Here is a 24,031-nt window from a genome sequence, read left to right on the forward strand (position 1 = left end):
AAGACGATAAGAAGCAGCCCGAAATTGGGTCTGTAGCTCAGTTGGTTAGAGCGCACCCCTGATAAGGGTGAGGTCGGCAGTTCGAATCTGCCCAGACCCACCAATTTTGTGTGGGAAACGCCTGTAGAAATACGGGGCCATAGCTCAGCTGGGAGAGCGCCTGCCTTGCACGCAGGAGGTCAACGGTTCGATCCCGTTTGGCTCCACCACTACTGCTTCTACGTTATGAAAGCTTAGAAATGAGCATTCCATCGTTATGATGGTGAATGTTGATTTCTAGTCTTTGATTAGATCGTTCTTTAAAAATTTGGGTATGTGATAGAAAGATAGACTGAACGTTACTTTCACTGGTAACGGATCAGGCTAAGGTAAAATTTGTGAGTTACTCAGTTTTGAGTATTATCGAATTTTCGGCGAATGTTGTCTTCACAGTATAACCAGATTGCTTGGGGTTATATGGTCAAGTGAAGAAGCGCATACGGTGGATGCCTTGGCAGTCAGAGGCGATGAAAGACGTGGTAGCCTGCGAAAAGCTTCGGGGAGTCGGCAAACAGACTTTGATCCGGAGATGTCTGAATGGGGGAACCCAGCCATCATAAGATGGTTACCTTACACTGAATACATAGGTGTATGGAGCGAACCAGGGGAACTGAAACATCTAAGTACCCTGAGGAAAAGAAATCAACCGAGATTCCCTTAGTAGTGGCGAGCGAACGGGGACTAGCCCTTAAGTGGCTTTGAGATTAGCGGAACGCTCTGGAAAGTGCGGCCATAGTGGGTGATAGCCCTGTACGCGAAAATCTCTTAGTCATGAAATCGAGTAGGACGGAGCACGAGAAACTTTGTCTGAATATGGGGGGACCATCCTCCAAGGCTAAATACTACTGACTGACCGATAGTGAACTAGTACCGTGAGGGAAAGGCGAAAAGAACCCCGGAGAGGGGAGTGAAATAGATCCTGAAACCGTATGCGTACAAGCAGTGGGAGCCCACTTTGTTGGGTGACTGCGTACCTTTTGTATAATGGGTCAGCGACTTATTTTCAGTGGCGAGCTTAACCGAATAGGGGAGGCGTAGCGAAAGCGAGTCTTAATAGGGCGTCTAGTCGCTGGGAATAGACCCGAAACCGGGCGATCTATCCATGGGCAGGTTGAAGGTTGGGTAACACTAACTGGAGGACCGAACCGACTACCGTTGAAAAGTTAGCGGATGACCTGTGGATCGGAGTGAAAGGCTAATCAAGCTCGGAGATAGCTGGTTCTCCTCGAAAGCTATTTAGGTAGCGCCTCATGTATCACTGTAGGGGGTAGAGCACTGTTTCGGCTAGGGGGTCATCCCGACTTACCAAACCGATGCAAACTCCGAATACCTACAAGTGCCGAGCATGGGAGACACACGGCGGGTGCTAACGTCCGTCGTGAAAAGGGAAACAACCCAGACCGTCAGCTAAGGTCCCAAAGTTATGGTTAAGTGGGAAACGATGTGGGAAGGCTTAGACAGCTAGGAGGTTGGCTTAGAAGCAGCCACCCTTTAAAGAAAGCGTAATAGCTCACTAGTCGAGTCGGCCTGCGCGGAAGATGTAACGGGGCTCAAACCATACACCGAAGCTACGGGTATCACGTAAGTGATGCGGTAGAGGAGCGTTCTGTAAGCCTGTGAAGGTGAGTTGAGAAGCTTGCTGGAGGTATCAGAAGTGCGAATGCTGACATGAGTAACGACAATGGGTGTGAAAAACACCCACGCCGAAAGACCAAGGTTTCCTGCGCAACGTTAATCGACGCAGGGTTAGTCGGTCCCTAAGGCGAGGCTGAAAAGCGTAGTCGATGGAAAACAGGTTAATATTCCTGTACTTCTGGTTATTGCGATGGAGGGACGGAGAAGGCTAGGCCAGCTTGGCGTTGGTTGTCCAAGTTTAAGGTGGTAGGCTGAGATCTTAGGTAAATCCGGGATCTTAAGGCCGAGAGCTGATGACGAGCTAACTTTTAGTTAGCGAAGTGGTTGATGCCATGCTTCCAAGAAAAGCTTCTAAGCTTCAGGTAACCAGGAACCGTACCCCAAACCGACACAGGTGGTTGGGTAGAGAATACCAAGGCGCTTGAGAGAACTCGGGTGAAGGAACTAGGCAAAATGGCACCGTAACTTCGGGAGAAGGTGCGCCGGTGAGGGTGAAGGACTTGCTCCGTAAGCTCATGCCGGTCGAAGATACCAGGCCGCTGCGACTGTTTATTAAAAACACAGCACTCTGCAAACACGAAAGTGGACGTATAGGGTGTGACGCCTGCCCGGTGCCGGAAGGTTAATTGATGGGGTTAGCTAACGCGAAGCTCTTGATCGAAGCCCCGGTAAACGGCGGCCGTAACTATAACGGTCCTAAGGTAGCGAAATTCCTTGTCGGGTAAGTTCCGACCTGCACGAATGGCGTAACGATGGCGGCGCTGTCTCCACCCGAGACTCAGTGAAATTGAAATCGCTGTGAAGATGCAGTGTATCCGCGGCTAGACGGAAAGACCCCGTGAACCTTTACTATAGCTTTGCACTGGACTTTGAATTTGCTTGTGTAGGATAGGTGGGAGGCTTTGAAGCGTGGACGCCAGTCTGCGTGGAGCCAACCTTGAAATACCACCCTGGCAACTTTGAGGTTCTAACTCAGGTCCGTTATCCGGATCGAGGACAGTGTATGGTGGGTAGTTTGACTGGGGCGGTCTCCTCCTAAAGAGTAACGGAGGAGTACGAAGGTGCGCTCAGACCGGTCGGAAATCGGTCGTAGAGTATAAAGGCAAAAGCGCGCTTGACTGCGAGACAGACACGTCGAGCAGGTACGAAAGTAGGTCTTAGTGATCCGGTGGTTCTGTATGGAAGGGCCATCGCTCAACGGATAAAAGGTACTCCGGGGATAACAGGCTGATACCGCCCAAGAGTTCATATCGACGGCGGTGTTTGGCACCTCGATGTCGGCTCATCACATCCTGGGGCTGAAGCCGGTCCCAAGGGTATGGCTGTTCGCCATTTAAAGTGGTACGCGAGCTGGGTTTAGAACGTCGTGAGACAGTTCGGTCCCTATCTGCCGTGGACGTTTGAGATTTGAGAGGGGCTGCTCCTAGTACGAGAGGACCGGAGTGGACGAACCTCTGGTGTTCCGGTTGTCACGCCAGTGGCATTGCCGGGTAGCTATGTTCGGAATAGATAACCGCTGAAAGCATCTAAGCGGGAAACTAGCCTCAAGATGAGATCTCACTGGGACCTTGAGTCCCCTGAAGGGCCGTCGAAGACTACGACGTTGATAGGTTGGGTGTGTAAGCGCTGTGAGGCGTTGAGCTAACCAATACTAATTGCCCGTGAGGCTTGACCATATAACACCCAAGCAATTTGACTACTCGAAAGAGCATCAGATTGCGGTGTGTGAAGACGATAGAACCGAAAGTTCGATCTCACGAAAACACCGAAAGCTGTCACATACCCAATTTGCTGAAGCGAGGCCATCTGGTCACGACTCAGTACCCGAATTTCTTGACGACCATAGAGCATTGGAACCACCTGATCCCATCCCGAACTCAGTAGTGAAACGATGCATCGCCGATGGTAGTGTGGGGTTTCCCCATGTGAGAGTAGGTCATCGTCAAGATTAAATTCCAGAACCCCTGTTTGCTAACGCGAACAGGGGTTTTGTTTTGGACGGTCGAAAAGTCTCAGGAGTAAGGGCCTGTCACCGTTCCCCTTGCCGTACCCCGAACCTCCATGAAAAATCCCTCATCCGGCATACCGTTGGGGAAATCGATACAAAGTGTTTCTGCATTTTTGGTATGGTGCAGCACATTTTCACAGGGATTGATCTTTCATCCGCAGGACGCGGCGTCGACCTTCTTTAACGAGATGCTGTAGAAATGCCTGAACCGATACCGATCAAAGATCACGAAAAAGAAAACCGCCTGGTCAACAAGCGCCTGCTCGCCTGCGCACTGTTAGTGATCGGCATCACCTGTGCCTTGGTAGGCCGCATGTATTTCCTGCAGGTGGTGCAATATGACTATCACTCTACGATTTCTGAAAACAACCGTGTCCACGTGTTGCCCATCACACCAACGCGCGGGTTGATCTATGACCGCAATGGTGTGGTGCTTGCCGACAACCGCCCCAGCTACAACCTGACCATCACCCGTGAGCGCACCACTGACCTCAAAGGTGAGCTGGATGCCATCGTCAGTTTGCTGCACCTGCCCATCGAAGACCGTGCAGTGTTCGACAAGGCGCTAAAACAAGCACGCCACCCCTTCGTGCCTGTGACATTGTTTTACGAGCTGACCGAAGAACAGATTGCGCTGCTGGCTGTGAACGAGTTCCGCCTGCCTGGGGTAGACGTAGAACCGCAATTCGTTCGCCACTATCCTCTGGGCGCCCACTTTGCCCATTCCATCGGGTATGTGGGGCGGATCAATGAGAAAGAATCCAAAGCCCTCGACTCTGTGGAGTATCGCGGTACGCAATCCATCGGCAAGACCGGTATCGAGCGCTTCTACGAGTCCGAGCTGCATGGTCACGTAGGCTATGAAGAAGTCGAGACCAATGCTCAGGGCCGCGTACTTCGCGTACTCAAACACACGGATCCGATCCCGGGTAAAAACATTGTGCTGAGCCTCGACGTGCACCTTCAGGAAGCGGCGGAAGAAGCCCTCGGTGATCGCCGCGGCTCGGTGGTTGCCCTCGACCCGCAAACCGGGGAAGTGCTGGCCATGGTCAGCAAGCCGAGTTTCGACCCAAACCTGTTCGTTACCGGCATCAGCTTCAAGGAATATGCCGCGTTGCATGACTCCATCGACCGGCCACTGTTCAACCGCGTCCTTAGAGGGCTTTACGCGCCGGGCTCGACCATCAAGCCTGAAGTCGCCATTGCCGGCCTCGACAGCGGTGTCGTCACGCCGCAAACCCGTGTCTTCGACCCTGGTTACTACCAACTGCCGGATTTTGACCACAAATACCGCAATTGGAACCACAGCGGCGACGGCTGGGTAGACATGGACGCCGCCATCATGCGCTCCAACGACACCTACTTTTACGACCTGGCCCACAAGCTTGGCATTGACCGCTTGCACGACTACTTGGCGGAATTCGGCCTGGGCCAGAAAGTGTCGCTGGATATGTTCGAAGAGTCAGCCGGCCTGATGCCATCCCAGGCCTGGAAGCGCGCCACCCGGCGTCAGCCGTGGTTCCCGGGTGAAACCGTGATTCTCGGTATCGGTCAGGGCTATATGCAAGTCACGCCGCTGCAACTGGCCCAGGCCACTGCTTTGATCGCCAATAAAGGTGTGTGGAACCGACCGCATCTGGCCAAGACCATCAACGGCGTGCCGCCCGTGGATGAAAATCCTATGCCTAACGTGGTCCTTAAGGACCCGCGCGATTGGGAGCAGGTCAACCACGGCATGCAACTGGTGATGCACGATCCACGCGGTATTGCCCGCGCGGCGGCACAAGGCGCGCAATACCGCATTGCCGGCAAGAGTGGTACGGCGCAAGTGGTGGCGATCAAGCAGGGTGAGCGTTACAACCGCGAAAAGACCCTGGAGCGCCACCGTGACAATGCCTTGTTCGTCGGCTTCGCGCCAGCGGAGCACCCAAAAATCGTGATCTCGGTGATGATCGAAAACGGCGAGGCCGGCGGCCGCGTCGCGGGGCCGGTAGTGCGTCAGATTATGGATGCCTGGTTGCTCGATCAGGAAGGCCACCTGAAGCCGCAATATGCAACCCCGGCCAAGGCGCCTGGCGACCCAAAGGTTTAAATCAAACCTGCCATTCCTCCCACTGCTCTACGCCTTCGTAGGCAAGCCAGGGCACATCATGGGCTGTCCAGATATGCGCGGTGGGCGTGACGCCTGGATCATCATCCAGCGTCGCCACCCGCACGATGACATGGGGTTGATGCCCACGCTCTGCCATCAGATGTGAGCCACAGCGCGAGCAGAAATGCCTGAGTTTGCCTGGCGAAGATTCGAAAGACGCCAGCAGCTCCACGCCCCGCGTCCAGCGAAAGTGTTCGCGCATCACGCCGGCCGTCGCCACAAAGGCCGCCGCGTGCACCTTGCGGCAGCTGTTGCAGTGGCAATGGCTGATGGGCATGTCGAGGCAGTCCACCTGGTAGCGCACGCCTTTGCAGAAGCAACTTCCATTCAATGGGTCAGTCATAACGTATTGCCGGTTCAAGGAAGGGTCATCATCATTGCTTACAACCCCAGGTTGCGCATTGTTTGATGTCGCCTACTGTCAATGGAGGAGGTGACTTATGCACGTATTAGATCGCATAGAACGTAAAGTCCTGCTCGACGCATCACGTAAACAGGTGTGGGAAGCCCTCACCGACGCCGAGCAATTCGGCGATTGGTTTGGTATCGCCCTCAAAGGTAAGACCTTCGTTGTGGGGCAAAGCATCGAAGCGCCGATCACTTATCCGGGTTACGAGCATGTGGCCTGGAAGGCCAGGATCGAACGCATCCTGCCGCAAACGTTGTTCTCTTTCTGGTGGCACCCTTTTGCGGTAGAGGCGGGGGTCGACTACGACCAGGAAACCCCGACACTGGTGGAATTTACCATCGAGGACCGTGCACCGGGCATTCTGCTGCGTGTGGTCGAGTCCGGTTTTGACACCGTGCCCGAAGCCCGTCGGCAAAAAGCCTTCAAAATGAACTCCCGGGGCTGGGATGAGCAAATGGGCAACATCGAAACTTACCTGAGCCAAGCCCGTCAGGCTTGACCGCAACGGGCATCAGGGTTGATGCCCGCCTCTGCACCGTACTCAGCTTTCGTGAGCGGTGGTGATCTCCAGGGTGTCGGTGTAAGTCACCACCACACTCTGCCCGACTTTAAGGTCTTTGAGGCCGGCGCGAATCTCCGGTTTTTCAACGTTCAACACTTTCGTCGCACCCGCTGGATTCTCCAGGGTCACCTGGTTTTTCTTCAGGTCGATATGGGTAATCTTCAGTTGCACCTGCACCTGGCGGAAGGCTGCACCGCCGGGGTTGGGGTTGTCGGCAATGGCACGGATTACGCCGGTTTTTTCGCTGGCATCCGGTGCGCTCTTGTCTACGTCGGTATCCAGCACGGCCGCGACCGAGTGTGTGGTCAGCACCTTGACCTAGTCGCCGACCTTGAGGTTTCCCAGGTCCTTGGCAGCGTCGGTGAGTTGCACATGCACCTCACGGCCCTCAGCGCCTGCAAGCACAACCTGATGCTTGGCCGCGTCCACCGCCAGCACCTTGGTGGTGACTTCATCGGCTTCAAGGGATTTGGACAGCGGGATATCGGCGGCGTGGGCCACCAGGTGGCCGGCGGACAGGAGGGTAGCCAGGGCAACCGCCTGGCGCAGGGAACGAAATAGCCTCATTGATGAGACTTCCATGTGAGAGGAGTCTTGAGTCTAGTGATGAGTCAGCGATGCGCAAATTCTGCTTTCGCGCACTTAGCCTGCCGCGTGATCGCGGATGCCGAGTAGAATCACGCCCTGAAAGCGATTCCTGAGGTGCGTTACGGTGGATTTACAGCAGGGTTTTGTCCTGACCCGGCATTGGCGTGATACCCCGGCGGGCACGGAGGTGAGCTTTTGGCTGGCGACCGACCACGGCCCTAGGTTTATACGCCTACCCGTGCAGACCTCGGTGATGTTCATCCCCGAAGCCCATCGCAAGCCGCTGGATTGGCTGCTCAAGGGTGAGCGCGATATCGAATTGCGCCCGTTGCAGCTGTGCGATTTTCATCATCGCCCGGTCCTGGGTCTCTACACCCGCCAGCACCGCCAGGCGATGGACGTGGAAAAACGCCTGCGCGCTGCCGGTGTGGATGTCTACGAAGGTGACGTGCGCCCACCCGAGCGCTACATGATGGAGCGTTTCATCACCGCACCGGTGTGGTTCGGTGGCACTCCCGACGCAAACGGCGTGCTCTGCGACGCGCAGATGAAACCCGCGCCCGACTACCGCCCGCCGCTGAAACTGGTGTCCCTCGACATCGAGACCACTGCCCAGGGCGATCTCTATTCCATCGCCCTCGAAGGCTGCGGCGAGCGCCAGGTGTACATGCTCGGCCCGCCGAACAAAACCGACGCGGTGAACTTCAAGCTCGACTACTGCGACACCCGCGTGCAATTGCTCGAACGCCTCAACCAATGGCTTGCCCAGCACGACCCCGATGCGATCATCGGTTGGAACGTGGTGCAGTTCGACCTGCGTGTCCTCCACGAACACGCCCAGCGCCTCAACGTGCCGCTGATGCTTGGTCGTGGCGAAGAGCCGATGGCCTGGCGCGAACACGGTAGCCGTAATCACTACTTCGCAGCGGCGCCGGGGCGGCTGATCATTGATGGCATCGAGGCCCTGCGCTCGGCGACCTGGAGCTTCGAATCGTTCAGCCTGGAGAACGTCGCGCAAACCCTGTTGGGCGAGGGCAAGGACATCTCCACGCCATACCAGCGCATGGACGAAATCAACCGCATGTTTGCCGAGGACAAGCCCGCCCTGGCACGCTACAACCTCAAGGACTGCGAGCTGGTCACGCGGATTTTCGAGAAGACCGAGCTGCTCAAGTTCCTGCTGGAGCGCGCCAGCGTCACCGGGTTGCCGGCTGATCGCAACGGTGGCTCTGTCGCCGCGTTCACCCATTTGTATATGCCGTTGATGCACCGCCAGGGCTTTGTCGCGCCAAACCTGGGCGACAAACCACCCCAGGCCAGCCCCGGCGGATTTGTCATGGACTCGCGCCCCGGCCTCTACGAGTCGGTGTTGGTACTCGATTACAAAAGCCTCTACCCGTCGATCATCCGTAGTTTCTTGATCGACCCGGTGGGCCTGATCGAAGGCCTCAAGTACCCCGATGACAGTGCGTCGGTGGAAGGCTTTCGCGGCGCGCGTTTTTCCCGCACCCGGCACTGTCTGCCCTCCATCGTCGCGCGGGTCTCCGAAGGCCGCGAAGTGGCCAAGCGCGAGCACAATGCGCCGCTGTCCCAGGCCCTGAAAATCATCATGAACGCCTTCTACGGCGTACTCGGTTCCAGCGGCTGCCGTTTCTTCGATACACGGCTCGCGTCGTCAATCACCCTGCGCGGTCACCAGATCATGCGCCAGACCCGCGAACTGGTCGAAGCCCAAGGCTATGAGGTGATCTACGGCGACACCGACTCCACCTTCGTCTGGCTCGGCAGTGCGCATTCCCAGGAAGAGGCCAGCGGCATCGGACGGGCGTTGGTGCAGCACGTCAACGACTGGTGGCACGAGCACCTGCAAACGGCGTTCGGCCTGCAAAGCGCCCTGGAATTGCAATACGAAACCCACTTCACGCGCTTCCTCATGCCCACCATTCGTGGCGCGGAGGAGGGCAGCAAGAAGCGCTACGCCGGCCTTGTCGTGCGTAGCGATGGCAGCGAAGAAATGGTTTACAAAGGCCTGGAAACCGTGCGCAGCGACTGGTCGCCCCTGGCTCGCCGATTCCAGCAGGAGCTGTACCAGCGCATTTTCCATCGCCTGCCCCATCAGGACTACATACGCGACTACGTGCGCCGTACCCTGAGCGGCGAATTCGATGAGTTGCTGATCTACCGCAAACGGCTGCGCCGACGGCTGGACGATTACGAGCGCAACGTGCCGCCGCATGTGCGTGCTGCGCGCCTGGCGGACGAATACAACGACCGCCTGAACCGCCCCCGTCAATACCAGCGCGGTGGCTGGATCAGCTACGTGATCAGCGTCAACGGCCCGGAACCCCTCGAAGTGCGGCAAGCACCCATCGACTACGACCACTACGTCACCCGGCAATTGCAGCCGGTGGCCGACGCGATCCTGCCGTTTGTGAATGACGATTTCAGCACGCTGGTCGGCGGGCAAATGGGCTTGTTTTAAAACACTTGATTCGACTCCGTGGTTACTTGCACTCTTGGGCACAGGCACCGCTAGGAGGACAGGCCCATGTACACGCTCTACGGCATCGACGAATCCGGTTCCTGCATGATTGAAATCGCCCTGCAACGATGTGCGGTGCCGTGGCGAAGGGTAGACGCGGCCTCCTGGGCGGAAGGTGAGGGCAGTGATGAGCTGGCCCGTATCAACCCGCTCAAACAGGTGCCCACCCTGGTCACCCCCGACGGCCAGGTGCTGACGGAAAGCGCAGCGATCCTGATCCACCTGGGCCTGGAGTTTCCCGGCTCCGACCTGCTGGCCGGCAACCGTGCGCAGATCATTCGCGGCCTTGTGTATATCGCAGCCAATTGCTATTCGGCGATCGGCATTATCGACTACCCGCAACGCTGGATCGGCGACGTCGACGAAACGGTGCAGGCGCAGCTTGTTGCGGGCACCCGGCGCTACCTGCACCAGGCCTGGGTGGTATTTGCCGATCAGTTTGCCGGGCAGTTGTTTGGCCCGAACCATACGCCGAATGCACTGGGCTTGATGGCCGCAGCGGTGTCGCGCTGGGACGAGGCACGGGACGCGTTGAACGGGCTGGCGCCGAGCTTTGCCCAGAGCCTGGGGCAAGTGGATGCCGATCCCATTGTCGCCCCCGTATTTGCGAGGCATTGGCCGGAGTGGAAGGTCGCATGATGTTTCCGCAATCAGTGGAAACAATGACGGTTGAACCCATCAAACCCTTGCGCAGCGGGCGCCCTGACCTACGCTTTCTTAAAGTGGTGTAGGAATCATCCTTGAATTTGACTGTCGCAGACATGAAACTCAAGAACCCTGCATGGAATTCAAAGGAGGTGCGCATGCTCATCCGGTCGCTGACCCTGGCTACCTTGATGGCTTTAACGGGGCCGCTGTTGGCTGCTGATGATATCAACCCGCTCAAGCAGGACTTGGGCAAAGCCCGGCCGCTGGTGGTGGTGGAGCTTGATTCTGGCAACGACACCTTGGCGACCCTCAAGAAACAGTTGGACGAGCCTGCGACCAAGCAGTCCTTTGAAGAGCGCAGCATGGTGTTCTACACCGTGAAATTCGGCAGCATCGGTGCCGAAGGGGAGAAGTTCGCCAAGGACCCAAAGGACAACAAAAAGCTCACGCCGCCTGAAACCAACGCGCTGATTCGTGCCCTCAAACTGGGCGCCGGCAGTGGCACTAAAGTGATCCTGGTGGGCAAGGACGGTGAGAAGAAAGTCGAGAAGACCGTGCCACCGGATACCCTTGATCTGAAGGAGTTCTTCAGCGCCATTGACCAGATGCCGATGGCCGAAAAAGAAGCTGCCGCCGCTGCAGAACCTGAACCCGCAGCCCCCGCTGCTGCGCCGGCCAAGGGTGCCAAACCGGCCAAGCACGGCAGCAAGCCAGCCCCGCAACAACTCGACGACTGAAATAAACAACCCACTGTGGGAGCGGGCTTGCCCGCGATGGCTATAAGTACCTACACAACCCTGTAGTGAGCGGGCTTGCCCCGCGCTGGGTGGCGAAGCCGCCCCCATAGAGGCACCGCCGAGTTCCAGACAAAACCAAGTCGCCTGGTTTGGGGCGGCTTCGCCACCCAGCGCGGGGCAAGCCCGCTCACTACAGGTTGCTCTCGAGATGTGTAGCTACCAATGCCGCGCATCTTCCAGTGTTCCTTAAGTTGCCGCCTTCTCCCCGGTCGCCTTACGCAACGGAAAGTAGAAGAACCGCAAAAACGCCACCCGCTTGATCACTTCCCCGATCAACAACGGCACCACCACCGCCACCACAAAACCCACGCACGCCGCCGGCAGCGCAGGCAGCCCCAAGCGCTCCATCAGGTCGAAGGTCTTGTGCTGGATCTCGCCGTGGAAGATCAGCAGGATCAAGGTGTTCTGGCCGATGTAGGTCATGGCCCGCGTGACCCTGTCCGAGACCATCATTACCCGCGCCAGTGCCCAGCAGGCGTACACGCCGATCGCGGCCGACAGGGTGGTCCAGAACCAGTGATCGTAGCGCCGCTGCGCCAGGTCCATGGTGTCCCAGGTGAAGGTGAACACCAGGGCAAACGACGCGATCGAGACCAACAGCGTCAGCCAGGAACCCGAGTGCCGGCGCAACCAATCGCGCAACAGGTAGCCGACAATGAAGTAAGTGCTGCTGATCAGCGTGATATCCAGGCTGAACGGCAGGCCGGGCAGCACCCACGTATGCTCGCCGAAGGTGACCGGCAGTTGCCAGAACCACGGCAGCATCCAGGCGCCCACGATCAATTGCAGTGCCACCAGCGCGAGGCTCAACCACAGCGACAGCTTCAAGCGCTGGATCAACCGCAGCATCACCCAACTGAACAGGATCGCCACCCAGAAGTGCGGCAGAAACCACAGCGCCTGCCACGGGATGGTGTCCACCGAGGCATACAGCACGCCACCCACATCCGGTAGCAGCGGCTGGCCGCGCAGAATGCTGCGCACGATCACATAGGTGAGCATGGTGAAGAAAAACGGCTTGAGCAGGCCATCGGCCTTGCGCACCGCCATCTCCACGAACGGTTGTTCAGGCTTGAAGAATACCCCGGACAAAAAGAAGAACAACGGCAAGATAAACGACGCCAGTACCGGGTACAGCAAGTCCGGCGAGGTGGCGACGAACCAGCTGTGGGCAAATACGATCACCAGGATGCCGATACCCTTGGCAATATCCATTTGAATCCAGCGATGTTTCATCTGAGTCGTCCCGATTGATCGTTCATGCCTTGCGCCACGGCTTCAGCCACAGCCCCATCCCGAGCAACACCACCGCGCCGGCCAGGGTGCTCAGCCCCAGTTGCAGCCACACGTCTTCAACCCGAAACAGCGCCAGCGCCGCCGCGCCCATCAGCACTGCGCTGAGCAGCCAATGCCGGGCCCAGTGCAGGGCGCCAAGCAAGGCCTGGCGCTGCATCAGCAGTAGCGCGGTGCAGATCACCCCGGCCAGCGCAGCCAGGGGAATGCCCGCCATGCCGAACACAAAAGGCAGAGCGCTGAGCAGCAGCACATTGACCAGGCTACCGAGCAATTCGCAGCGCAGTGGCTGGCGCGTATCGCCGGCGGCATAGGCATAGCGCGCGAGCAAGGCGTTCCAGGCGCCGAACACCAGTGGCACAGCAAACCAGGCCAGCAACAGCGGCAACGGCGAGTCCACCGATTGCTTGGGCAGCAGCAACGCCACCAGGCTCGGTGCCGCCGCCACCAGGCCAACGCCAGCGGGCAGGGTCAGCACGCTGGCGGTTTCCAGGCCGCGCTTGAGCAGGGCCAGGCGTTCATCGCGCTGGCGACGGCTCATCATGCCCAGCAGCACCTGGTTGAGGCTCATTAGCGCAATCAGCGGCAGGTTCATCAGCTTGCGCGCCAGGTTGACCCAGGTCACCGCGCCTTCCCCCAGCAACGACGCCACCAGCCGCTCGATCAGCGCCAGGCCCTGGCTCGCGCCATTGCTCAACAACAGCGGGCCGATGCGCTGGCCCAACTCCCGTAGTGGCGCCAATGACAATTGCCAATGCCATGGCCGCCAACCCTGACGCCACATCGACGGCAGCAGCGCCAACGGCATCAACACGCTGCCGGCCAGGCAGGCCAGTGCCAGGGCGTGCGGTTGGGTGGCGGTGCCTGCGAGCGCGAGGTAGGTCACCGGCGGCAGGTTGAACAACAATGAGCCCAAGCCTGCCAGCACAAAACGCTCGCTGGCCTGCAACGGAATACTGAACAGTGCATGCAGCATCAGACCCGGCACGCACCACGCGACAATCTGCAAGTTGCTGCTTGCCAACGCCGTCGCACTGGCCGCCAAGCCCGGCCCGAGCAGTTGCACCAGCCACGGCGCCACCAGCGTCAGCAGCAGGCTGATGAACAGCGCGATCAGCAGCAATGCCGGAAACAACACCGCCAACCAGCCCAGCCGCTCGTCGTCTTTGCGCGCGAGATAAAGCGGCAGCGCAGCGGCACTCAGCACACCGCCAGCCAGGGACATGCGCAACGCCTCCGGCAAAAACAGCGCGATCAGGAACGCATCACTGCGCTCACCCGCCCCCCAGGCCGCCACCAGCAACCATTCGCGGGCGAAGCCCAGGCACAAGCCCAGCAGTGTCGCCAGGGTCAGCCAGACGGCGGAGCCCAGCATCAGGGTTGCGCGCCATTAATCAGCGGTTTGCGCAACGCCACGCTTTTTACCTGTGGCAGGCGCGCCGGAAACAGTCGGCGGGCTTCCAGCACATTGATCCCCACCATCAGCCAGAACAGCGCGACCATCACCACCGCAAAGCTGAAGTAGTGGTCGAACAGGCCGCTGACCAGCGCCGAGAGAATCCCGGCGCTGGTGCCCAGCCATAGCGCATTGTCCTTAGTCAGGCGGATCGGGCCGCTGTCCGGGCGCGCTTCACGCCACCAGCGCACCGTCACCGCCACAAAAAACAGCATGCCGACGATGCCGGTCTTGTAGATGAAGTTCAGCCACAGGTTCGAGATGCCTAGCAAATGCGTGCCTGGCACGGGCGGATCGACCTTGAAGCCAATACCGAACGGGTACGACACCACCGCCTGCGGGAACATGCGGTACTCGTCTAAACGCACTTCGGTACTGGCGTTATCCGACGAAAAGATCGTCGCCAGGCGCTCCTGTAAAGGTGGATAAGCCATCACCAACGCCACCGTCAGCGCCGCGCCGATCATCAGCAGGCGGCCGGTGTAGGGCACCCGGCGAGTGGCCATCCACAGCAGCACCAATGCCAGGCTGACCATCGCGCCGCGGCTGCTGGCCAACAGCAGCGCCGCCGCGCCCAGGCACGCCACGCTCAGGCCCAGCGCGCGTTTCCAGCCTTGCTCGGTCATGCCGAAACAGAAGGCCAGGGGCAGCAGCAACGCCATGATCCCGCCGATGGCATTCGGGTGCATCCACGGCGAGCCCATGCGCGAAGACATGGCCTCCAGGCCAAACTTCAACATGTCGAAGTTGGCGTAGTTGAACAGCCCCAGGATCGGCGCAATGCTGGCCCCGGAGCGCGTGCGCACAAACACTGCAATCGACAGCACCAGCATCGCCAGGCTGCCCAGCAGCAGGGCGATTACCAGCGATTCGCGGTGCTTGTGATCCACCAGCAATTTGGCGCAGAGGAATACCGACGACAGGCTCAACAACCAGCGCAACCAGTTGGCCACACCGCTGGTGTCGGCGTGGATGGTGACCTGGCCGACGATAAACGGGAACACACTGAACAGCATCAGCCACAGCAGCATCTGGTCGGTAGGCCGGCGGGAGAGGCTCGGTGTGTCGGGCAAGCGGGCCAGGAAGTTGTGCCACAGCACCGCGCCCCATGTCAGCGCCAGGATGGCTTCGCTGACGGTACTGCGAATGCCCAGGTTGACCGTGGAGTACGGCATGAACGTGGCGATCAGGGCAAACAGCAACAAGCCCCAGAGCGGAAAGCGCAGAATGGTCACGGTCCCGGCCAGGCCGATCACGGCGAGGAACGCCTTGGCCGGTGACAGCAGCAGCGCGAGGGCGCCAAACAGCAGGCCGAAGAGGATCGCGAAGAGGCTGGGCAAGTTTATTTTCACTTCAGATCCTCAATCAGTTCGCCCAGGCGCCTGCGATAGGCGTGATGGTTGAAGCGCTCCGCCCACTGGCGCTGTTGCTCGGGCAATTCCTCATTGGCGCGTTCGCCCAGGCTGATCATCAACTGCGTCAGTGCCGGGCCATCGGTGGGCGAGAAGCGCGGTGCCGACGGCGGGGTGATTTCATCCAGCGACGTACCGCTGGCCACCGCCACCGGGGTGCCCACGCTCAGGGCTTCGATCACAGGCAGACCAAAACCCTCGGCATACGAAGGTTGCCACAAGCGCGATGCCCGGCGGTACAGCGCGTGCAATTCGGCATCCGACACGCCACTCAGCGCGCGAATGCCCGGCAGGGTGCGCTGGGCTTCGGGCAAATGGTCGAGGCTGCCCACCAGCACCAAATCCGGCACGGCAGGGGATTGGCGTCGCGCTTTCTGCCAGGCCTCCACCAGGAATGGCACGTTTTTGCGCAGCTCGCGGGTGCCCACCAGCAGCCAGTAGTGCTGGGGGAGTTGGCGGGCGCTGAGGTCCGCCGCCAGTTCGGAAAACCCATCGACCTGATTGGGCAGCACACGAATTTTGCCCGCCGACTTGGGAAACAACCGCACCGTTTCATCGGCACTGTATTGCGACGGCGTCCACACCCGGTCGGCGCTGTGCACCGCGTAGGCAATCGACAGGCGATCGCTGGTCTTGTAGATCAGCGCCTTCAAACGGTTGGCGTGGTAGTTGTCCAGGGTGATTTGAAACAGGTCATGCAGCAGCACCACGGTGCGCAATCCTTTCGGCCTGGGCGGCAACGGCAGGCCCATGTTAAAGGTGCTGATGTACAGATCGATATGCTGCTCACGCAACGCGCGCGGTAGAAAACCGGCCTCGAAACGCAGGCGATTCTGCGGCTGGTGCATGGCGGTCTTCGCGCAGCCCCAGGCTGGGCAGTGGGCCTGCAAACGGGTTTCATCGCCCAGGGGCGCCACGGTAAACCGTTCAAGCTCAATGCCCGGCAGGCTGTGCAGGGCGCTTTCCAGCGCGTACACCTGGCGGCTGATGCCCGATTGCGGCGAGGTGCCGACGGTGCGGTAATCCAGGCCTACACGCATACGGGCTCCTTTTGATTCAACGGCGAAAGGCTCGCGTACACCTGCTCCAGCTGGCTGGCGGCGACGCTCCAGTCATGGGCGCGACGCACGTACGCGCGTCCCGCTTCACCCATGGGCACGGCGGCATCGGGGAACTGCAGCAGGCGCACCACGGCGTCTGCCAGGCTCGCGGCGGTCTGTCCGCCCAGGTAGTCCAGGCCTTCTACCAGGTCGAGCCCCGAGACACCTTGCTCGGTACTCGCCAGCGGCAGGCCGGCGGCCAAGGCTTCAAGCACCTTGAGTTTGGAACCGCCGCCATGGCGCAACGGCGCAAGAAAAACCGAGCAACTCGATTGCAGGTCTATCAGGTTGGGCACAAAACCTTGCCACTCAATGCGCGGGTCCTGCCAGCGCTCGCGCCAGCTGGCTGGCATGCCGAAACCACACACGCTCATGCGTGCCTGCGGGCAGCGCTCCCAGACCTTGGGCAGGATCTCATCCAGCGCCCACTCGATAGCGTCCACATTGGGGGCGTATTCGTAATTGCCCAGGAACAGCACGCGGCGTGCCGATGGATCGGGACGGGCCACCGCGAAGTGATCGCAATCCACGCCATTGACCACCACCGACACCGGTTTGCCGGCGATCTTCGTCAGGGTCTGTGCATCGCTGTCAGTCACCGCCACGACCTGCGTGGCCTGGCGCATCACACGACGTTCCCAGCGCGTGTAGCGCCATTGATCGTAGCGAATGAAGGGCAGCGCCCAGCTCGGCAAACGGTCATAGGTGGCCGCGCCGAGGGCCGACTCGACATTGTGTTCGGTCAGCACGAACGGCTGGGATTTACGCGCCAGCGCGTCCTCGTAAGGCTGGAAGCTGTAGCTGTGCTCAACCTGCACCACGTCCCAATGGTCACCCAGCAACCAGTTGAAGGTTTCCTGCAGTTCATTCGACAGGCCATTCACACTGGCCAGCAGCGGGTAGGGTGCAAACAGCCCGGCCACGAGGGTCTTCACACTGCGCAACGGGCGGCGCGGCAGGATGATCAGTTGTTCGAGAAATGCTTCCAGCACCTGGCGGTCTGTGAGGGAGACCGGGTGCTTGTCATGCAGCAGCAGGGTGATCCGATGCCCGCGCGCGGCCAGGCTGCGCAGCAGGTGAAACTGGCGCGTCTTGCCGCCGCTGGTGGCGGGCCAGGGTGAGTAGGGCAGGATCCATAAAATACGCATCGCAGGCCTCAATCCCATAACAGAATTTGCAGGTTCGACTTGACCGGTACAGTCAGGCCGTTGGTGCCGCTCACCGGGGTCTGGGTGCCGCGCAACGGGTCGTACAAGGTGGCGCTGGCCAGGCCCGGCAAATGTGCGTCGCCGCCCTGGGCCGACCAGAAAAACCACAGCTTGCGCCCGTCCGCACGGGTCCAGCCGATGCTGAACAAACCGCCGGGCAACTGGTCGGCAACCGGTGGGTCGCCCGGCGTGAGTTGCGGCCCGCTGACGTCGAGGAAGTTTTTCAGCGCGGTGTAGGCGGGCTTGGGGTTGGCGTCGATATCGAGCAGGCCATACGACTGGTCGCGCACGCTGGCGCGCTGGTCGAGGTCGCTGAGGGTGAACAGGAAGATTTTGTCGTAATCCATCGCGCTCATCAGCGCCACGCGCCGCACGATGTAATCGGCCTGGGCTTTTAGCGTGATGATGTCCTGGGCGTCTTTTGGCCCAGGGTAAGTCGACCAGCCCCACTCGGTGCTCCACAGGGTTTGCACGCCGCCGTTGCGCAGGGCCTGGTTGAGTTGGGTGGTCTTGGCGATGAAGTCCAGGTTCGCCGGATCGTTGCCTTCAGGCAGTTGGGTGTAGGGGTGATAGGAAATTACCGTATTCAAGCTGGCCACACCCAGCGCACCGAGGGCCGCGAGCATGGTCTGCCCATTAGGCATTTCACTGAAGAACGCCATACCAGCGGCCACCACCGGCTTGTTCGGGTTCACGGTGCGCAAGGCATTGGCGGTGGTCGTCAACAGGGCGGCATAACCGGCCGGGTCCGCCACCGGGCGCCAGAAGCCCAGCAGGTTCGGCTCGTTCCACACCTGCCAGGCATCCACACTGGGATAACGCTGGGCCAACAGCGCCATGCGGTTGGCGAACACGTTCGGATCCTTGGGCGGGTATTGATCCTGATACGGCGCACCGGCTGGCGCGGTGGTCGCGAAGGGCGCCGAGCCGACCAGGTAGAACACCGACTTGAGCTGGTTGTCCTGCAACTTGCCGACCAACTGATCCAGGGTTGCGACCTGGTACTGGTTCTCGGCAGGTTCAAGCTGATCCCAGTGCAGATCCAGGCGCACCCATTCCAGGCCCAGGGCCTTTAGGCGGTCGATCTGCATCTGGTAACGCGCAGGGCTGAACCACAGGAATTGCGCGTTCACCCCCAGGAAATCCTTCCACACCACGACCTTGCTGCCCTTGAGCACATGGTTCTCGGCATCGGCCTGGCGCCCCCACAAAAACGCGCTGAGACCCAGGGCTGCGACCACCGCCAGGGTGGCCAGGTAAGTGCGTTTACGCGACATGGCGGGCTCCGACGATGGCCTCGTCAAACAGCGTGACAAATTTCTGCGCCGTCAACGGCCACAACCGTTCGCGACCAATTTCCCCGGCACGCTCGGCCCAATCCCGCGCCAGCAGCGGCGTGCGTGCCAGGCGTAACAGTTGTTCGCCGAGCGCAGCCACATCACCCTCTGGGTAAATGGCGCCGTTGCCACTGGCGACTTCCTCGGCAAACGCGCGCGCATCGGAGGTGATCGCGCCGCGCCCGCAGGCGGTCGCCCAGGACAACGCCCCACTGGTGCCGCGCTGGCGCCCGAGCAGGCCGAGTTTTTTCGATTCGCGGTACGGCAGCACCATCGCATGGTGGGCCTGGATGGTGTGGGCAATTTCATCGGCAGGCAGGTTCAGCCGCCAGTCGATGGACGCGGTCAGGCCCAGTGACGCGATCTGCGCGTTCAGTTGCTCCAGGTAATTACCGCCCGCGCCAAACGCCATCTCCGGGGCAGTGCCGCCGGCCAGGGTCAGGCGCACGCGGTCGCGTAATTCGGGGGCTTGCTTGAACACATCCGCCAGGGCCTGCACCAGGTCTTCGATGCCCTTGCCGCGGTAGATGAAGCCGAAGTACAGCAGGTGCAGCGTGTCCAGTGACGGCAGCGGTGCCGGTGTAATCGCCAGGTTGGCATGGTTGATCACCGCCACTTTGCCGGCGGGCAATTGCATGCGCTGGCTCAAGCACTCGGCACCCAGGCGGGTGAGGGTCACCAGCCGGGTCAGCCCTTTGGCGACCTGGCGTTCTTCGCGCAACGTCAGCGGGTCGGCCAGCACCACGGCCGCCTGGGGCAATGGGCTGGGTAAACGCTCCAGCAAGCTCAAAGGGAACGGCAGATGCTCACGCCGCCACACCATGCGTTCCGGGTCATGCACGGTGGCGGTCAGTGGCAGTTGCGGGTAAGCCTTGCGCAGCTCGCGCAGGGCCAGGAACTCCCCCAGCCGCCCGCCGCCCAGCTCGGCGTGCACCACGTCGACGGTTTGCCAATCGAAGCCAGCAATGGCCAGCTTTATCGCCTCGGCGTTGCCCGCCACTCCGGCCAACGGCGTCAGCACCGTCACACCGAGTTGTTCCAGCGCCGTACGGAAATGGTTCGCGTAGTCGGCGATGCCGTTTTTTTCCGGTGGCAAGGGCGCGAGCAGGGCGATACGCATCAGAACGCTCCCCGGTATTTGCCAATGGTCTGCAGCACCTTGCTCGGCACTTCGAACTTGCGCCGGTTAATGATGATGCCGTCCACCTTGCCGAACGCCGTGTTGAGAATCGACAGCGCATGCTCCACCACCGGCACGGTACTTTTGCGCGCCTCCACCACCAGCGCGATCAGGTCGGCGCGGCGCAGGGTCACAAACGCATCGCGGTTAGCCAGCAACGCCGAGGCATCCAGCAGCACCACCTCGCCGGGCGCCGCCGCTTCAAGCCCTCCGACCCGCACATTGATGCCGTTTTCGGCCAGCAACTGGCGCAGTTGTTCGACCACAAAGGTCACCCCCTCGCCGTGACGCGCCGAGGTCAGCCCGAGTGTCAGGCCCTGTTCAGCGATACGGGCGGGCTGCAGCAAACTGTACAGCCGGTAGATGCTCGCATTGAACGCGTTGGCGCTTTGCGCGGTGGTGGTGTCCAGCTCGGGCAGGGTGGTCCACAGCGGCAGGCCAAACTTGCGCTCCACCAGGCCACCGTCGTGAATACGCTGGTCGAGCAGGTAGCACAGGTAGATCACCAGCAAGCCGACGACGATCGCAAACGGGATTGCCAGGACTAGCATCACCAGGGTTTTCGGGAAGATGCGGCCTGGGTTCAAGGTTGCTTCTTCGATCACGGCAATGTTGCTGATCTGGCTGTTGTCCAGCTCACGGTCGATGCGCGATTTTTCTAGGTTATCCACGTACAACGCGTAATTGCGCTCGGTGGTGTTCAGCTCGCGGGAGAGGCGGGCCAGCTCCGGTTCTATCTCCAGGGCTTGCTTGCGCTGCGCTTCCAGGTTCACCAATTGTTTCTGCTGTTGAACCAGCTGCGTGCGCAGTGCCAGGTTGTTACTGGTTTCATCCAGCAGCACGCGCTGCAAGTGGATTTCCAGGGTGTTCGGCGCGCGGTTTTCCGAGGCTTGAATGGTGTTGCTCTCGCTGGCGACCTGGACCTGCATGGCACGAATCGACGCGTCCAGGGCTTTGACCGGCGGCGCATTGTCCGTGTACGTGCGCATCATGTCGGCCTTTTCCAGCAGCTTCTGGTTAAGCAGGCGACGCAAGTCCTGCTGCTGCGGGTTCAGAGCGATCTGGCGCACCGTGGTGACTTCCTTCGGCTGGCCCTTGAGTTGATTGCGCGTGCTCTGGATTGCGCTGTCGGACGAGGCGATCAGCCGCGTAGTGTTGAAGGTCTCGCCGCGCAGTACGTTGATGCGCTCGGACAAGTCTTCCAGGCGGTCGGTGATACTCGCCGCGCCGATCTCGTTGAGGTGCGTGAGGATCTGTTGCTTGTAGCTCTTGATCTCGGTCGCGCTGTTGGCCGCCTGGCCTTCATAAAAGGCATACAGGCTCTTGCGCCCCAGGGCCTGGGTGCGTTCGTTGATATAGGTTTCGACCCAATCCTTGACCACCGCCTGGGCGATTTGTGGGTCGCCCCACTTGAAGCTGATATCCATCACCGTCGAACCGGCGGCGTGACTCACTTCAAAGTTCTTCTCCAGGCCGGCGGCCAGGCGTTCAACCGGGGTAGTCTTTTCAACCACGCCAACGGTTTCCAGCACCACGCGCAGGCCATCGAATACCGCACCCACGCCGCTCTTGACGTAGTACTTGGTGCGCTTCCAGAAACCTTCCGGCGGTGGCGCGTTGTCGATCACTTCCAAGTAGTGTTCAGCCACCGCGCGCACGATCGGGCGACCGGTGAGCAGGCGCTCTTCGTCGACAATCGGGTCACGCTGCGTGCTGGGCATCACCAGCGCCTGGCGGTTGCTGATCTCGATGGGCAGGGTCGAATCCCGCCCAGGCTTGACCAGCAGGCGCGCAGTGGATTCGTACTTGGCCGGCAGCAAGAAAGCCCCCAGCAGGATGATCACCAGCGCGGCAATCGCCGCCAGTTTGAACTCGCGCCGGAAAATGAAGAACAAACGCAGAAGATCACGAAAAGAACGGATCTCGATCATAGGGATGTCGCTCCTTTAGTTACTGCCGCCGCTGGTTCGTGTGTAGTTGTAGCCAACCCCAATGGACTTGGTGAAGGGGATCAGTTGGTTCAGGTAGGTATCCACCCCTTGGATGCGCTCGCCCACGTTGGATTTGGGCACGAACACCACATCGCCGCGTTGCAGGTGCACGGGCTTGCGCCCGTTGGGGCCGGTCTTGAGCAGTTGGCTGAAGTCCAGGAAGTAGGCGTGATAGGCACCCTGTGCGTCTTCACGCAGCAGGGCGACCATGCTGGCATTGCCCGCCGGGCTGACCCCGCCGGCACCGATGATTGCCTGCTCAAGGGTGTTGGCCGTGGCAATCTGCACTGCCGTCGGGTTGTTCACCGCGCCACCGACGATGATCGAGCTGCCCGGTGCCTGGTTGATGTTTACGGTCACGCGCGGTTCGCGGTAGGTCGGCGCGAGCTTGGTGGTCAGCTCCGTGGCCAATTCCGAAGGCTGGCGCCCGGCCACTTGGATCGGCCCCAGGAACGGGTAGTTGATCTTGCCGTCGGTCTGCACCGTGTACAGCGTCAGCTCATAGATGGTGCTGACGTTGAACGCTGACAGCGTCGGCATCTCACCGGCATCGCGCACGATGCGCAGCTGGTCGCCGATGCGGATACGTTCCACCGCCGGCGGTAGCTGTGCGAGCTGGTCGAGGGCGCGCTTGCCTTCTTCGACGGTCTTGCCGTCCGGCGGCACAATGCGCGCCGGCGTGTTACAGCCTGCCACCGTCAGCAGGGCGAGCACGAGCAGGGTCTGTTTGATCAAGGGGGACTTCCTGTAGGTCATGATGCTCACCTCCAATAACCGGGAAACATGCTGATGCGCCGCTTGAGGGCGAGGGGGAGACGGCGCTCCAGATGGCCCAGCCGGTAGCCGAGCAATTTGAACGCGCTGCGCACCAGCACTTCGGGAATGCGGTGCAGGGCGCCGGCCTTGCGCAAAGCCCTGAGTTCAGCCAGCACATAGCGCTTGCCTTCGCCACCCGCATCGCCGAAGGCCTGCTTGATCCACGGCTCGCGGCCGTAGAACACGCCAATGTCGAAGTAGCGGTGAAACTCATCCATGAGTTTGTAATCGTGGGAGTGGTGCACCATCGCCGTGGCGGCGTAGCGCACCTTGTAGCCTTCGAGCAGCATGCGTGCGGCCACGAAGGCGTCTTCGCTGCCGATCACGTCTGCCGGGAAACCGCCCACCGCTTCCAGCACGCTGCGCCGGTACACGGAAAACGAGTCGGAACTGAAGCAGGTCTTGATCCCTAATTCCGGTGCATCGGCCAGGCTCTTGCTGCGGCTCTGTTCCGGGTAGTTGAAGTGCCGCGATTGCGCGCCCAGCACACCGGCATCGGGGTGTGGCAGTTGGCGACCGTAGGCCACGCCGTTGAGCGGGTCTTGCTGCAATTCTGCGAGCAGGTTGGCGAAGGTTTCCGGGGCGGCGGGGATCGCGTCCTGGGTCATCACGATCAGCGCCTCACCGCCTACTTGTTCGCTGGCCCAGCGCCGCGTGCCGCCATGGTTGAAGTCGCGCGCGTCGATCACCTCGACCCGTGCACCAAACGCGCGAAAGCGCGCCACGGTGTCATCGCTGGAGGCGCTGTCCACCACCAGCATCTCGTCAGGTTGCAGGGTTTGCATCTCCAGCGCCGGCAGCAGGCGTGCCAGGTGGCTGGAGGCGTTACGGGTCGGGATGATCAGAGACGTACGCATG

Annotated in this window: 16 protein-coding genes, 2 tRNA genes, 2 rRNA genes and 1 pseudogene; 9 read left to right on the top strand and 12 right to left on the bottom strand. The window is 60.3% G+C overall.

The genetic code is table 11. The features are described 5' to 3' along the window. The first annotated feature begins 26 nt into the window (after positions 1–26). From HU722_RS10490 to mrdA, 5 genes are all read left to right on the top strand, one after another. Positions 27–103, top strand: a tRNA-Ile gene (locus HU722_RS10490). Positions 104–133: 30 nt separating this feature from the next. Beyond that, positions 134–209, top strand: a tRNA-Ala gene (locus tag HU722_RS10495). 249 nt (positions 210–458) lie between these two features. Then, positions 459–3,350 (top strand): 23S ribosomal RNA (locus tag HU722_RS10500). Between the two features lie 156 nt (positions 3,351–3,506). After that, positions 3,507–3,622, top strand: a 5S ribosomal RNA gene (gene rrf, locus HU722_RS10505). 259 nt (positions 3,623–3,881) lie between these two features. Beyond that, the gene (gene mrdA / locus HU722_RS10510; protein WP_065874593.1) at positions 3,882–5,774 is read left to right on the top strand and encodes a penicillin-binding protein 2; all 1,893 of its coding nucleotides are present in this window, start codon (positions 3,882–3,884) and stop codon (positions 5,772–5,774) included. Position 5,775: 1 nt separating this feature from the next. Here the strand turns inward: mrdA and HU722_RS10515 are convergent, their stop codons facing one another. Beyond that, a complete protein-coding gene (locus HU722_RS10515; protein ID WP_065874594.1) occupies positions 5,776–6,177 on the bottom strand; it encodes a GFA family protein in 402 nt (133 codons plus the stop codon). Between the two features lie 97 nt (positions 6,178–6,274). On the opposite strand from HU722_RS10515, the gene HU722_RS10520 reads away from it, so the two are divergent. After that, positions 6,275–6,742, top strand: coding sequence for an SRPBCC family protein (locus tag HU722_RS10520; protein ID WP_049709134.1), 468 nt, complete (start codon positions 6,275–6,277; stop codon positions 6,740–6,742). Positions 6,743–6,784: 42 nt separating this feature from the next. Here the strand turns inward: HU722_RS10520 and HU722_RS10525 are convergent. Beyond that, positions 6,785–7,372: pseudogene (locus tag HU722_RS10525) on the bottom strand (hypothetical protein). A 145-nt stretch (positions 7,373–7,517) separates the two neighbouring features. Between HU722_RS10525 and HU722_RS10530 the strand changes: the two are divergent. The 3 genes from HU722_RS10530 (at position 7,518) to HU722_RS10540 (ending at position 11,320) form a co-directional block, all read left to right on the top strand. Next, positions 7,518–9,875 (top strand): DNA polymerase II, encoded by a 2,358-nt coding sequence (locus HU722_RS10530; RefSeq protein WP_065910731.1) that lies wholly within the window; start codon positions 7,518–7,520, stop codon positions 9,873–9,875. 66 nt (positions 9,876–9,941) lie between these two features. Beyond that, the gene (locus tag HU722_RS10535) at positions 9,942–10,574 is read left to right on the top strand and encodes a glutathione S-transferase N-terminal domain-containing protein (protein WP_065889176.1); all 633 of its coding nucleotides are present in this window, start codon (positions 9,942–9,944) and stop codon (positions 10,572–10,574) included. A gap of 164 nt (positions 10,575–10,738) precedes the next feature. After that, entirely contained in the window at positions 10,739–11,320 is a 582-nt protein-coding gene (locus HU722_RS10540) for a DUF4174 domain-containing protein (RefSeq protein WP_065874597.1), read from the top strand. 246 nt (positions 11,321–11,566) lie between these two features. Here the strand turns inward: HU722_RS10540 and HU722_RS10545 are convergent, their stop codons facing one another. Genes HU722_RS10545 through HU722_RS10590 form a run of 10 tightly spaced genes read right to left on the bottom strand, consistent with a single transcriptional unit; the run spans position 11,567 to position 24,030 of the window. Continuing rightward, positions 11,567–12,616, bottom strand: a complete 1,050-nt coding sequence (locus HU722_RS10545; RefSeq protein ID WP_065889180.1) for an acyltransferase family protein — start codon at positions 12,614–12,616, stop codon at positions 11,567–11,569. A 22-nt stretch (positions 12,617–12,638) separates the two neighbouring features. Further along, on the bottom strand, positions 12,639–14,048 hold the full coding sequence (locus tag HU722_RS10550; RefSeq protein ID WP_065910730.1) for a lipid II flippase MurJ: 1,410 nt from the start codon (positions 14,046–14,048) through the stop codon (positions 12,639–12,641). Next, positions 14,048–15,475: an O-antigen ligase family protein gene (locus tag HU722_RS10555; protein ID WP_065910743.1), complete on the bottom strand. Its 1,428-nt coding sequence runs from the start codon at positions 15,473–15,475 to the stop codon at positions 14,048–14,050. Before HU722_RS10555 ends, HU722_RS10550 begins: the two co-directional genes overlap by 1 nt. Positions 15,476–15,477: 2 nt before the next feature. Further along, positions 15,478–16,581 (bottom strand): glycosyltransferase family 4 protein, encoded by a 1,104-nt coding sequence (locus HU722_RS10560; RefSeq protein ID WP_186754586.1) that lies wholly within the window; start codon positions 16,579–16,581, stop codon positions 15,478–15,480. Next, positions 16,572–17,789: a glycosyltransferase family 4 protein gene (locus HU722_RS10565; protein WP_065874601.1), complete on the bottom strand. Its 1,218-nt coding sequence runs from the start codon at positions 17,787–17,789 to the stop codon at positions 16,572–16,574. Before HU722_RS10565 ends, HU722_RS10560 begins: the two co-directional genes overlap by 10 nt. Positions 17,790–17,797: 8 nt before the next feature. After that, positions 17,798–19,126: a GH39 family glycosyl hydrolase gene (locus tag HU722_RS10570; protein ID WP_065874602.1), complete on the bottom strand. Its 1,329-nt coding sequence runs from the start codon at positions 19,124–19,126 to the stop codon at positions 17,798–17,800. Continuing rightward, positions 19,116–20,306 carry a glycosyltransferase gene (locus HU722_RS10575; protein ID WP_065874603.1) on the bottom strand — a complete coding sequence of 397 codons (1,191 nt, stop codon included), beginning with the start codon at positions 20,304–20,306 and terminating at the stop codon, positions 19,116–19,118. The genes HU722_RS10570 and HU722_RS10575 overlap by 11 nt, the downstream gene beginning before the upstream one ends. Next, positions 20,306–22,297, bottom strand: coding sequence for a GumC family protein (locus tag HU722_RS10580; protein ID WP_065874604.1), 1,992 nt, complete (start codon positions 22,295–22,297; stop codon positions 20,306–20,308). Before HU722_RS10580 ends, HU722_RS10575 begins: the two co-directional genes overlap by 1 nt. 15 nt (positions 22,298–22,312) lie before the next feature. After that, positions 22,313–23,089 carry a polysaccharide biosynthesis/export family protein gene (locus HU722_RS10585; RefSeq protein WP_065874645.1) on the bottom strand — a complete coding sequence of 259 codons (777 nt, stop codon included), beginning with the start codon at positions 23,087–23,089 and terminating at the stop codon, positions 22,313–22,315. A gap of 29 nt (positions 23,090–23,118) precedes the next feature. Beyond that, positions 23,119–24,030, bottom strand: a complete 912-nt coding sequence (locus HU722_RS10590; RefSeq protein ID WP_065945884.1) for a glycosyltransferase family 2 protein — start codon at positions 24,028–24,030, stop codon at positions 23,119–23,121. Between the last annotated feature and the right edge of the window lies 1 nt (position 24,031).

The organism is Pseudomonas tritici (assembly GCF_014268275.3).
Lineage (GTDB): Bacteria > Pseudomonadota > Gammaproteobacteria > Pseudomonadales > Pseudomonadaceae > Aquipseudomonas > Aquipseudomonas tritici.